This window comes from Fictibacillus gelatini DSM 15865 (genome assembly GCF_000430745.1).
In the GTDB taxonomy this organism is placed as follows: Bacteria; Bacillota; Bacilli; order Bacillales; family Fictibacillaceae; genus Fictibacillus_A; species Fictibacillus_A gelatini.
On sequence record NZ_AUMP01000002.1, the window covers coordinates 169,937 to 182,695 of the forward strand.

The window sequence follows — 12,759 nt, forward strand, 5'->3', positions numbered from 1 at the left end:
TACATTCGTGTCTATTACAACCACTCTATTATAACATACCATCTATGTATTTCAACTGTCTATCCTTATCCCATCACCTTTTGGACATCAAGCTATTTCGTAGTTTCTCTGCCGTTTGATCAATCATTCGCCTTTCTATTTGAAACTTCTCATAATCTTCATCCGTCCATTCCATTCCGCTTAGTTCTACTGCCGCTTTATAGAGTGCCGCCGCCCATAATAAGACATTTTGCGGCTCAGGCATTAAAGGATATAAAGCAAGGACATAATCCCACCATATGGTCAATGCAAATTCGGCCAACGTCGGATTTTCATGTTCCAATAAATCTTCTATTTTCTCTTTTACGCCCGCATTAAACGAATTCTCGTAAATATTATACAGCCTTTCCGTATCGAACTCCAACGTCTGGCCGAATTTATGTATAATAAGTTTTTCACGAATCTCGTTATCTTTAAAATATTGGAGTATCATTGTTTTTACTGCCGGATGACCGGATGTTGAGCGAAGGAATTCACGAAATATCGGTAAAATAACTTGATCATCATAATGGCTTAATTGTTGAACAGCTATCCATTCAGTATGTATTTCTTCATTATATAACATCTTTTCTAGTTGCTCGATTTCCTCTGTTGCTACTGCCTTTTTTCCAGTAGTATCAAGTTTATGTTCATTCGGCTGCTCAAGCATTTTCCTTCCAAAGTGAAGCAATTGATAAAAAGACTCTGCCTGGCTGGCAGGCAACTTCTGTTCTTCCAACACAGCTTCGATACTCGCAACAACGGTTTCGTATTCAGAGAGCTGGACAAGGATTGACAAGTAGATTTGCAATACATCAAAATATTCTCCAATTCCTTGCTTTAACATACGTTCGCATCTTTTTTTCGCTTCGTGAAGCTCTCCTAGCTCAATTAAGCTCAGAACCGCTCCCAGATTTCCCTGCGGATGCCCTGAATCTGATTGTAACAGCTGATTAAAACAAACGAGCGCTTCTTTAAACTGTTTTGCTTTTAATGCAGCCATACCTTTTTCAATCAATCTTTTGGACAAGTTCGGAAAATGGACGATTTTATCGTTTCCTTTTTCATTTTTGCTTTTTTTCATGGTAGTTCCTCACTTGAAGATCCTATTTGCACTAGTGTAACAAATTTCAAAGCGGGAAAACAAGCGAATCGTAAAAACCCCGTCCTTTTTATTGGACAGGGTTCTCATCGTTTTAGATTACAGCACTCCGCTAGTTTCTTCATATCGTAAAATTGCATCTTCATGTTTCAAAGTCAGCGAAATCTCATCCCATCCATTCATCAACATTTCTTTCCAATATGGGTCGAAATCAAATGGATAGTTGAATCCTTGCCCGTCTGAGATTTCTTGTTCACTTAAATTTACCGTCAATTGATAATCTGATGCATTTGCTCTTTGCATTAAATCTTTTATCACTTCTTCAGGCAATTTGATGACGAGTATGCCGTTTTTTAAACAGTTATTATAAAAAATATCAGCGAAACTCGGTGCAATAATACAATCAATCCCGTAATCTTTTAACGCCCACGGGGCATGTTCCCGCGATGAGCCGCAACCGAAGTTAGGTCCTGTTACTAAAATGTTGGCGCCTTGCGCCTGTGGCTTGTTTAATTCAAACTCTTTATTTTCTTTTCCTTGATCATCAAACCGCCAATCAAAAAATAAAAATTGTCCGTAACCCGATTTTTCTATTCGTTTCAAAAATTGTTTCGGGATGATTTGGTCGGTATCCACATTTACTCGATCCAATACGGCCGGCTTCCCTGTAAATGTTTTAAACTTCCGCATAGTAAGCTCCCCTTTCTTCAAATGTGCGAACATCGACGAACTTTCCGGAAACAGCAGCCGCTGCTGCCATCGGTGGGCTCACTAAATGCGTCCTTGCCCCTTTCCCCTGTCTTCCTTCGAAATTTCGGTTGGAAGTCGAGGCGCATCTTTCTCCTGAAGGGACAATATCAGGATTCATGCCTAAACACATAGAACATCCCGAATCACGCCATTCGAAACCAGCTTCAATAAAAATGCGGTCGAGTCCCTCTTGTTCAGCAAGCCTTTTAACTCGTTGGGAACCTGGAACGACGATGGCTGTCACGCGCGGATGCACTTTCTTCCCTTGAACGATTTTAGCCGCTGCACGCAAGTCACTAATTCTCGAGTTGGTACACGATCCGATAAAGACACGGTCAATTTCGATATCCGTCATTTCCGTTCCCGCCTCAAGCCCCATGTAAGTTAAAGCTTGCCCGACAGCTTTTTGATCCGATTCACTCTCAAACTGGCCAGGGGATGGAACGCTTTGACTTACTCCTACACCCATTGAAGGATTTGTCCCCCATGTGATCATCGGTTCAATCTCTTGTGCGTTTAATTCAAGCGTTTTGTCATAGACCGCTCCGCTATCTGTCGCCAGCGCTTTCCATTCTTCTACTTTTTGCTCAAATTCCGTGCCATGAGGCGCATATTTCCGCCCTTTAATATAGTCAAACGTCACTTCATCAGGGCTGATTAAACCGGCTTTTGCCCCTGCCTCAATAGACATATTGCAAATCGTCATCCGCTCTTCCATCGTGAGGCTTCTGATCGTATCACCCGTAAATTCAATAATGTAACCCGTTCCTAAGCCAACACCATATTTTGCAATAAGTGCTAATATGATATCTTTTGCTGTGACGCCAAAGCCAAGCTTCCCGCTAATACGGACTTGCAAAGATTTCGGTTTAGATTGCCATAAGGTTTGTGTCGCAAGAACGTGTTCGACTTCACTCGTTCCAATTCCAAAAGCAAGGGCGCCAAACGCTCCGTGAGTCGAAGTATGGCTGTCGCCGCACACAATCGTTTTACCAGGAAGCGTGAGCCCCAATTCCGGCCCAATGACATGGACGATCCCCTGGTCTTCAGAGTTCAAGTCTTGCAGCCTGATTCCAAACTCCCTGCAATTTTTCTCAAGCGTCTCCACTTGTTTTTTTGCTATCGAATCTTGTATAACCATTCGATTCGCGGTTGGAATGGCATGATCCATTGTCGCAAAACAAAGCTCCGGCCTGCGAACCGTTCGATTCTTTTCTCTTAATCCTTCAAAAGCTTGAGGGGAGGTAACCTCATGAAGTAAATGTAAATCAATATATAATAGATCCGGTTTTCCTTCTTCTTTTACAACAGTATGCTTCTCCCATATTTTATCGATAATTGTTTTTGCCATACTTCCGGCACCTCCTATGATACATAACACTCCAAAATCGTGGCTGTTGCCGCATTCTCTTCCAAACGATAAACAACTTGTTGAATCATGTCTTCCGTTGAACTTATGCTTGAATCAACCGTACAAATATCCGCCGTCCGATAGCCGGCATTTACCGCTTCCTGAACGGCCATTTCGATCGCCTCTGCCTCTTTAACCATATGGAATGAATGGCGAAGCATCATTGCTGCGGATAAAATCATTCCAAGCGGGTTGGCGACATTCATACCGGCAATGTCAGGTGCCGAACCATGAATCGGTTCATACAACGCCGGTCCGTCCTCACTTAGTGAAGCAGATGGCAGCATTCCTAATGAGCCTGTAATCATCGACGCTTCATCGCTTAAAATATCGCCAAACATATTTTCAGTGACAATGACATCAAATTGTTTCGGATTTTTCACTAATTGCATGGCAGCATTATCGACAAGCATATGTTCAACGTGCACGTCGGGATAATGTTCTTTTGTTTCTTCAACAATTTCCCGCCACATTCTGCTTGATTCAAGAACATTTGCTTTATCAACGGATGTTACTTTTTTATTTCTTTTCTGCGCAAGAGAAAAGGCTTTTTCAACGATCCGCTTAATATCTTCTCTTGAGTATTCCAGCGTATCGACAACAAATTCGCGATCTTGCCCGCGCCTTTCGCTCGGTTGGCCAAAATAAAGGCCTCCCGTTAATTCGCGAACAAATAAGAGATCAACACCTTGAATGTTTTCTTTCTTTAAAGGCGAAATATCTTGCAAACTATTAATTACAGAAACCGGGCGAAGATTGGCAAACACATTCAATGCCTTACGCAGCCCAAGCAACCCTTTTTCCGGTCTTTTTTCAGGAGGGAGGGAATCCCATTTGCTTCCTCCGACCGCCCCTAAAAGAATCGCATCACTGTTTTTACATGCTTCTAATGTTTCAGCGGGAAGCGGTTCACCTGTTTTGTCAATCGCGTCACCGCCGATTGGCAATGTGGTAAATTCAAATTGATGATGAAAGCGTTTTTCGATCGCTTTTAATACTGTAATGGCTCCTTTCATAACTTCCGGTCCAATACCATCACCTGGCAATACAGCGATTGTACGTTTCATTGTTCATCCCTCCTAATTCATTTACAAGCTTACCTCGATTAATTCCTTTTGCTCATGACCGAGCAATACTTGATTTACTGCATGAATATAAGCTTTAGCCGATGCTTTTAATACATCTTGAGATGTTCCTCTTCCATTAAATTCACGTCCGTCAAACTCGAGCGACACATATACCTGTGCAAGAGCGTCTCTTCCTGCGCCAACAGATTGAATTCGGTAATCTTTTAAGTGAACGTCCATCGACAACATTTTGTCAATCGTGTTATAGATAGCTTCAACGCTTCCTGATCCCGTTCCGGCTTCTTGAATTTCGCTTCCTTCAGGTGTCTTTAAGGAAATCGTCGCTGTAGGAATGTTCGTTGTTCCATACGACACATGGAAATCTAGTAATTTATACAACGGCGTTGGCGGCTCAATTTGGTGCTCTAGCAACAAAGTAAACAGATCCTCTTCCGTCAGTTCTTTTTTACGGTCGGCTAAACGTTTAAATGCTGCAAACATTTCATTTAGCTTTTCTTCAGTTGGTGAAAATCCTAGTGAATTGATGCGGTCACGGAACGCATGTCTTCCTGAATGCTTGCCGAGTACCAGCTCATTGGAAGCAACGCCGACAAGTTCCGGTGTAATAATTTCATACGTTGATTTTTCTTTTAACACGCCGTCCTGGTGAATGCCTGATTCATGAGCAAACGCATTTTTCCCGACGACCGCTTTATTAGGCGGAACAGAAATCCCTGTAAAACGGCTTACTAATGTGCTAGTTCGTTTAATTTCCTGCAAAGTTAAACGAGTATCTGCCTGATAAAAGTCTCGGCGAATGTTTAAGGCAACTGCGATTTCTTCGAGTGATGCGTTTCCGGCCCGTTCCCCGATTCCGTTAAGTGTACATTCGACTTGATCCGCACCATTTTCAATTGCTGATAAAGAGTTCGCTACTGCCATTCCAAGATCATCGTGGCAATGGGTTGAAAGTTTCACACGGTCGATGTTCCGGACATTTTCTTTTAAATAGCGAAAAATGGCGCCATACTCTTCAGGTGTCGTATAACCGACCGTATCAGGAATGTTGATGACATTCGCTCCTGCATCGATTACTTTTTCCACAATTTTCACAAGAAATGGCAAGTCCGTACGGGAGGCATCTTCCGCAGACCATTGAACGATAGGGAAACGTTGTTTCGCATATTTCACCATATTTACAGCCTGTTCAAGGACTTCATCCGGCGTCTTTTTCAACTTGTACGTCATATGGATCGGTGATGTTGCGATAAATACATGAAGCCGCGGCTCTTCAGAATATTGCAGAGCCTCCCAGGCGGCATCAATATCTTTAGCGTTCGCCCGGGCCAGGCCTGTCACTGAGCTGCCTTTAATCGTCTGCGCGATTTTCTTTACCGATTCCAAATCGCCTGGTGAGGCGGCGGGAAACCCCGCCTCAATAATGTCTACACCAAGACGCTCAAGCTGTTTTGCGATTTCAAGCTTTTCATTATGGTTAAGGTTTACACCGGCTGTTTGCTCTCCATCTCTTAATGTCGTATCAAAGATATCAATTTTTCGCACTGCCGACCACTTCCTTCGACTTTTGTTTCGCTTTAACAAATGGCATCATTTCACGAAGTTCGCGTCCAACTACTTCAATTGGATGTTTCTTCTCTTTTTCATTAATTGCATTGAATACCGGGCGATTTGCCTGATTTTCTAAAATCCAGCCTTTTGCAAATTGGCCTGTTTGAATATCTTTCAAAATTTCTTTCATTGCCGCTTTTGTTTGATCTGTCACTACGCGCGGTCCTGATTGGAAATCCCCCCATTGTGCAGTATCGGAAACGGAATATCTCATTCCCGCAAGCCCGCCTTCGTACATAAGGTCAACGATCAATTTAAGCTCGTGCAAACATTCAAAATAAGCAACTTCAGGTTGATAGCCAGCTTCAACAAGGGTTTCAAAACCGGCTTTTACTAAAGCAGACACCCCTCCGCAAAGTACAGCCTGCTCACCAAACAAATCTGTTTCTGTCTCTTCTTCAAACGTCGTCTCAAGTACACCGGCACGTGCCGCTCCGATTCCTTTTGCATATTCCAATGCAGTTTCTTTTGCATGTCCTGTCGCATCTTGATAAATAGCAATCAGAGCAGGAACGCCAGCACCTTCTTCATACGTTCTTCTTACAAGATGTCCCGGACCTTTAGGTGCTACTAAGAATACATCAACGTCTTTTGGCGGAACGATTTGATGGAAATGAACGTTAAATCCGTGTGCAAAAACAAGCGATTTGCCGGCTGTTAATACTGGTTCAATTTCATTTTTATACGTAGCTGGTTGATGTTCATCAGGTAAAAGAATCATAATAACATCCGCTTGTTCACAGGCTTCTCTAACAGAATAAACGGAAAATCCATCTTCCTGGGCTTGTTCCCATGACTTGCCTTGACGAAGTCCGATTACAACTGAATATCCGCTGTCACGCAAGTTTTGTGCATGTGCATGCCCCTGCGATCCATAACCGACAACTGCGATCGTTTTTCCAGTTAAAAATCCTTCTTGAATATCTTTGTTATAAACTACTTTTGCCATAATTTACTCTCTCCCTTTTTTCATTGAAATTAAGATGATTATTGTATATTTTTAACTTCCATTAAGGAAATTTTAAACAAATGAATACTGTTTTATATCAGAAACCGGTTTTTGTATCCCTCTAGTAAAGGCCGTTACCCCGGTACGGGATAGGTCCTTAATCCCATATGGCCTGAGCAACTCAATTAACGCTTCAATCTTGTCGCCGTCCCCCGTCACTTCAATCGTGATGCTGTCTAAACTGACATCGATAATCGATGCCCGGAACGGTTCGATTAGCACCGTAATCTCACTTCTTGTTTCAGGGGTGCTCATAACTTTTATTAAGGCGAGTTCCCTGGCGACGACTGAGAAATTCGTAATGTCGCTTACTTTTAAAATGTCAATTTGCTTATGCATTTGTTTAACAAGCTGCTCCACCTTTGTATCGTCTGAAACGTGAACAATAAGCGTTATCTTTGAAATGTTTGGTTCATCCGTAGGTCCGACAGATATGCTTTCAATGTTAAAATTTCGCTTTGTTAATAGCCCGGTAAGGCGATGAAGAACACCGCTCCGATTATAGACTGTTGCTGTCACGATTCTTCTCATGGTTTCACCCCTATCATTTCATGCAATCCTTTTCCCGGTGCAATCATCGGATATACTTTCTCATCAGGGGTAACGCGGACATCAAGCAATAATGCAGTTTTCGTTTCAAGAGCGGTGCGCAAATGGGTTTCAACTTCTTCTTCACTCACCGCAACTGCCCCTTTAATGCCATATGCTTCCGCCAGTTTAACGAAATCCGGCTGAACCGGGAGTAACGATTCAGAATAGCGCTTTTCATAAAATTCTTCCTGCCACTGGCGGACCATTCCGAGAGCAAGGTTGTTGACGATCACAACGATCAGCGGGAGGCTCAATTCCTGAATCATCGATAATTCCTGGAGCGTCATTTGAAAGCCGGCATCTCCGACAACTGCAACAACCGTTGAATCCGGTTCGGCAATTTGCGCTCCGATTGCTGACGGCAATCCAAAGCCCATCGTACCTAATCCGCCTGAGGTTACCCAGCGATGAGGATTTTTAAATTTGTAATATTGCGCTGCCCACATTTGATGTTGTCCAACATCGGTAGTAACAATCGCTTCACCTTTTGTAACCTCATGAATGATTTCCAATAATCGCTGCGGTTTTAATGTTTCCCCATCTTTTTCGTACCAGAGCGGGTAGGATTCTTTTTTCGCACCCAATTCTTCAATCCATCCCTCGCATTTTGCCGGAGTCTGGCATTCTTCAAGAATCGCTTCCAGCGCTTTTTTCGCGTCAGCCACAATCGGAATATGGGTTTTTACGTTTTTCCCAATTTCGGCCGGATCGATATCGATGTGGGAAACGACCGCATTTTTCGCAAAATGATTGAGATTTCCTGTAAGTCTGTCGTCGAAACGAGCGCCTATATTAATTAAAAGATCGCATTCGTACAATGCCATATTTGCTGCATAGGTTCCGTGCATCCCTGCCATTCCTAAGAAAAGCGGATGGTCTGCAGGGAAGCTTCCGAGGCCGAGCAACGTATTGGTAACCGGAATATTAAGCGTTTCGGCCATTTGTAAAAGTTCATTATGCCCTTTAGCAAAGAGCACTCCTGCTCCGGCTAAAATAACCGGTTTTTTCGCATTGGCGATCGCTTCATTTAATCGCCGAACTTGCAAAATATTTGGTGTCATTTTCGGTTGATAGCCCGGAAGATGAACCTCTTTATCGTAAGAAAATGTGCCAATCGCGTTAGAAACATCTTTCGGTATATCAATTAATACCGGCCCCGGCCTGCCACTTCTTGCAATATGGAAGGCTTCCTTAATGATGCCGGGAAGTTCCTCGACGCTTCTTACTTGATAATTATGTTTAGTGATTGGCATCGTAATTCCGAGTACATCCGCTTCTTGAAAGGCATCCGTTCCGATCACGGTAGTAGCGACTTGCCCTGTTAAAATGACAAGTGGCAGTGAATCAATCATGGCATCTGCAATACCTGTAATGAGATTTGTGGCACCTGGGCCTGAAGTTGCCAGAACGACTCCAACTTTGCCAGTTACCCTTGCATATCCTTGAGCCGCATGGATGGCACCTTGTTCGTGACGTGTTAAAATGTGACGCAAGTTTTTCTTATATAAGGCATCATAAATCGGTAATACCGCCCCGCCCGGATATCCAAATAATACTTCTACTTTTTCCTCTTCTAAGGCTTGAAGTACCATTTCCGCACCGTTCATCATTTTTACTGTTTGTTTTTCTTCTTCAACCACCATTTCGGTGTTCATTTTTACACTCCTCCCCTTTACTTTGGTTCAATTAAAAAGACCCGTCCGCCCAACAATGACAGCATCCCTGCTATCAAAGGGGCGAAAAGGCCTTTACTTTTCGCGGTACCACCCTTTTTCACGAACATTTTTGCAAATGTCCGCCTTATGAACGAATTGATCGTTCTTTTGATAACGAGTATGTCGCTCACACTCGGCCTCCCCTACTTGCGTAGAAGCGTTCAAGGAGACTCTCCGGGGTGATGTCCTGAAGATCGTATCACCGGTTTTCACCAACCACCGGCTCTCTGCAGACTACTGTTTCTTCAATGTTCCCCATCATCGATTTTTTCGGTTTTAAACTTTTAAAATACCACCCGTATTCGCAGATGTAACAAGTTTTGAATATCTGGCGAGATAACCTTTTTTAATCTTAGGTTCAGGTTGTTTCCAATGCTTTTTACGTTCTTCTAATTCTTCATCGGTTAATAAAACATTAATGGTACGGTGATTTAAGTCGATAAAAATTCGATCTCCATTTTCAATAAAGGCGATCGGCCCACCTTCTGCCGCTTCCGGAGAAATATGCCCGATTGCAATTCCACGCGATGCGCCGGAGAACCTTCCATCTGTAATGAGCGCAACCTTCGTTCCTAATCCTCTTCCGATAATCGCTGAAGTAGGAGCGAGCATTTCTGGCATTCCAGGTCCGCCTTTTGGCCCTTCGTAGCGAATGACAACGACATGTCCTTCTTTTACCGTACCATTATTAATTCCTTCGATGGCTTCGTCCTGCGAATCGAAAATAATGGCTTCTCCTTCAAAATACGTAATGGATGGATCAACGGCACCAACTTTAATGACACCGCCATCAGGAGCAAGGTTGCCATATAGAATGGAAAGGCCTCCAACCGGACTGTACGGGTTATCTTTACGGCGAATGACATCATCGTTAAGAATTTTCGCATCTTTCACATTTTCATAAATGCTTTTTCCTGTAATCGTAATCCGATCTTTATGAATGGCTCCTTCAATTTCACAAAGCTCCCGAATAATTGCACTTACCCCTCCGGCTTCATGTACGTCCTGCATCGAATAATCAGAAGCAGGACTTATTTTCGAAAGGTATGGCACCCGTTCTGCGACTTCATTTATTCGTCTTAAGTCGTAGTCCACTTCCGCCTCGTTCGCGATGGCGAGCAAGTGAAGGACTGTATTTGTTGAACCGCCCATCGCCATGTCTAATGCAAATGCATCATCAATCGTTTCTTTTGTGATGATATCGCGCGGACGTATATCTTTTTCAATTAAGTTCATTAAATGCCGGGCCGCATCCTTAATTAATTGGTGGCGTTCATTTGATGTCGCAACAATCGTCCCATTTCCCGGCAGTGCCATCCCGAGCATTTCCATGATTGAATTCATTGAATTTGCGGTAAACATCCCGGAACATGACCCGCATGTAGGGCATGCGCTTGTTTCAATTTCCAGCAGCTCTTCGCGGGACATTTTTCCGGAGAGATGGGCTCCTACCCCTTCAAAAACTGAACTAAGTGATAGCGACTTTCCGGCTTTCGTCTTGCCAGCTTCCATCGGACCGCCGGATACAAATACTGCCGGCACATTCGTTCTTACAGCTGCCATTAACATTCCCGGCGTGATTTTGTCGCAATTCGGCATAAAGAATACACCATCGAACCAGTGGGCGTTAATGACCGTTTCAGCAGCATCAGCAATCACTTCCCGACTTGGCAGTGAATAGCGCATTCCGATATGGCCCATTGCAATCCCGTCATCCACACCAATCGTGTTAAATTCGAAGGGAATGCCTCCCGCCTCCCGGATCGCTTCTTTTACAACTTCTCCTAGTTTGTTTAAATGCATATGTCCCGGAATAATGTCGATGTATGAATTACAAACACCAATGAATGGTTTATCCATATCTTCCGGCCGGACACCAGCGGCGTATAAAAGGCTTCGATGTGGTGCCCTGTCAATTCCTTTTTTGATCATATCACTGCGCATACTATACATCTCCTATTGCTTAAATCGCTTGTGGTTCTGATACTGGAAAGATTTTCACTCCATCTTCCACAACTTTTTTACGGAAAGCTTCGAGCAACCTGTTTGTATGTTGGCCGGGAACCCCGTCTCCGATTACTCTTCCGTCCACTTTAATAACGGCAATAATTTCAGCCGCAGTGCCTGTTAAGAAAACTTCTTCAGCGTTATAAACATCGTGTCTCGTGAACGTTTCTTCGCGTACGTCATATCCTAAATTAGCGGCGATTTCGATAATCGCATTTCGTGTAATGCCTTCAAGCGCCCCTAAATAGCCAGGCGGCGTCTTAATTACATTCCCTTTTACTATAAAAACGTTATCGCCTGATCCTTCGGCGACATAGCCCTGGTCATTTAACATTAATGCTTCACTTGCTCCGGCTAAACTTGCTTCGATTTTTACAAGAATATTGTTCAAATAATTTAACGATTTCACTTGCGGGCTAAGAACATCAGAACGGTTCCTTCTTGTCGCAACCGTCACGATCTCAATTCCTGTTTCATATAATTGTTTTGGGAAAAGCGCCAATTGTTCCGCAATGACGATGACACCGGGCGTGGGACACGTAAATGGGTCTAAGCCGAGATTTCCTTTTCCTCTGGAAACAACAAGACGTATATAAGCATCTCTATATTGGTTTCGTTGCAATGTTTCGATAATTATATTTGTAAGTTCCTCTTTCGTGTGAGGAATCGTTAACATGATGGATTTAGCCGAATCGTATAGTCGCTGAAGATGCTCATCCAGTCGAAACACGTTTCCATCATAGACGCGAATTCCTTCAAACACCCCGTCTCCATATAAAAAACCATGGTCATAAACGGATATTTTCGCATCTTCTTTAGCGACAAATTCGCCATTTACATAAACCCATTGTGTTTCCATTTCGATCCTCCTCATCCGATCTAACATAAGTTGCCACAAGTTGTATGAAAGTTTAAAAGAATTGTAATTGCTGAATATCTTACGCCCATTTTCGCTTTGGGTCAACCACCTTTTTCATCTTTTTTTAATTATTTAGACAATTCAGGTTATTTGGTAGCGTTTTCATTATTGATTTCAAGCGGTTTTTACGTTTAAACATTTTTATTTGTAAAGATTTTTAAAGCGGTTTCATAATTTCCAAGCCGCGTTGAGATGCGATGTTTGGAACATAATTGGTTTTGAAACTGATGTGTTTAAAACCAATAAAAAACCCCTTGAAACATTTGTAAATGTTTCAAGGGGTTTGATTATGTAATAGTTAATGGCGTCCCAGGAGAGATTCGAACTCCCGACCGTACGCTTAGAAGGCGTATGCTCTATCCAGCTGAGCTACTGGGACAAGAACAAAATATGATATTCATTTAACTAGAAAACGTATAGATTTTCTTATAGATTAAAATATGGAGCGGGTGATGAGAATCGAACTCACGACCAGAGCTTGGAAGGCTCTTGTTTTACCATTAAACTACACCCGCAAGTTGTTATTTCGTATAACTATCAG

General features: G+C 42.9%; 10 protein-coding genes, 2 tRNA genes and 1 other annotated feature. All 12 genes read right to left on the reverse strand.

The genetic code is table 11. The features are described 5' to 3' along the window. Positions 1 to 73: 73 nt before the first annotated feature. Positions 74 to 1,102, reverse strand: coding sequence for a tetratricopeptide repeat protein (locus H538_RS0103910; RefSeq protein WP_026676481.1), 1,029 nt, complete (start codon positions 1,100 to 1,102; stop codon positions 74 to 76). A gap of 117 nt (positions 1,103 to 1,219) precedes the next feature. Further along, positions 1,220 to 1,810: a 3-isopropylmalate dehydratase small subunit gene (leuD, locus tag H538_RS0103915; RefSeq protein ID WP_026676482.1), complete on the reverse strand. Its 591-nt coding sequence runs from the start codon at positions 1,808 to 1,810 to the stop codon at positions 1,220 to 1,222. Continuing rightward, positions 1,797 to 3,221 (reverse strand): 3-isopropylmalate dehydratase large subunit, encoded by a 1,425-nt coding sequence (leuC, locus tag H538_RS0103920; RefSeq protein WP_026676483.1) that lies wholly within the window; start codon positions 3,219 to 3,221, stop codon positions 1,797 to 1,799. Before leuC ends, leuD begins: the two co-directional genes overlap by 14 nt. Before the next feature lie 14 nt (positions 3,222 to 3,235). Continuing rightward, the gene (gene leuB, locus H538_RS0103925; RefSeq protein WP_026676484.1) at positions 3,236 to 4,348 is read right to left on the reverse strand and encodes a 3-isopropylmalate dehydrogenase; all 1,113 of its coding nucleotides are present in this window, start codon (positions 4,346 to 4,348) and stop codon (positions 3,236 to 3,238) included. 21 nt (positions 4,349 to 4,369) lie between these two features. Beyond that, on the reverse strand, positions 4,370 to 5,911 hold the full coding sequence (locus H538_RS0103930; RefSeq protein ID WP_026676485.1) for a 2-isopropylmalate synthase: 1,542 nt from the start codon (positions 5,909 to 5,911) through the stop codon (positions 4,370 to 4,372). Further along, positions 5,898 to 6,926, reverse strand: coding sequence for a ketol-acid reductoisomerase (gene ilvC / locus H538_RS0103935; RefSeq protein WP_026676486.1), 1,029 nt, complete (start codon positions 6,924 to 6,926; stop codon positions 5,898 to 5,900). Before ilvC ends, H538_RS0103930 begins: the two co-directional genes overlap by 14 nt. Before the next feature lie 72 nt (positions 6,927 to 6,998). After that, positions 6,999 to 7,517, reverse strand: a complete 519-nt coding sequence (ilvN, locus tag H538_RS0103940; protein ID WP_026676487.1) for an acetolactate synthase small subunit — start codon at positions 7,515 to 7,517, stop codon at positions 6,999 to 7,001. Continuing rightward, positions 7,514 to 9,232, reverse strand: a complete 1,719-nt coding sequence (ilvB, locus tag H538_RS0103945; RefSeq protein ID WP_026676488.1) for an acetolactate synthase large subunit — start codon at positions 9,230 to 9,232, stop codon at positions 7,514 to 7,516. The genes ilvN and ilvB overlap by 4 nt, the downstream gene beginning before the upstream one ends. Positions 9,233 to 9,306: 74 nt before the next feature. After that, positions 9,307 to 9,563, reverse strand: a binding site (T-box leader). A 5-nt stretch (positions 9,564 to 9,568) separates the two neighbouring features. Continuing rightward, a complete protein-coding gene (ilvD, locus tag H538_RS0103955) occupies positions 9,569 to 11,236 on the reverse strand; it encodes a dihydroxy-acid dehydratase (RefSeq protein ID WP_026676489.1) in 1,668 nt (555 codons plus the stop codon). Between the two features lie 19 nt (positions 11,237 to 11,255). Then, positions 11,256 to 12,158 (reverse strand): branched-chain-amino-acid transaminase, encoded by a 903-nt coding sequence (ilvE, locus tag H538_RS0103960; protein ID WP_026676490.1) that lies wholly within the window; start codon positions 12,156 to 12,158, stop codon positions 11,256 to 11,258. Between the two features lie 362 nt (positions 12,159 to 12,520). Then, a tRNA-Arg gene (locus tag H538_RS0103965) sits at positions 12,521 to 12,597 on the reverse strand. Between the two features lie 62 nt (positions 12,598 to 12,659). Continuing rightward, positions 12,660 to 12,733, reverse strand: a tRNA-Gly gene (locus H538_RS0103970). Between the last annotated feature and the right edge of the window lie 26 nt (positions 12,734 to 12,759).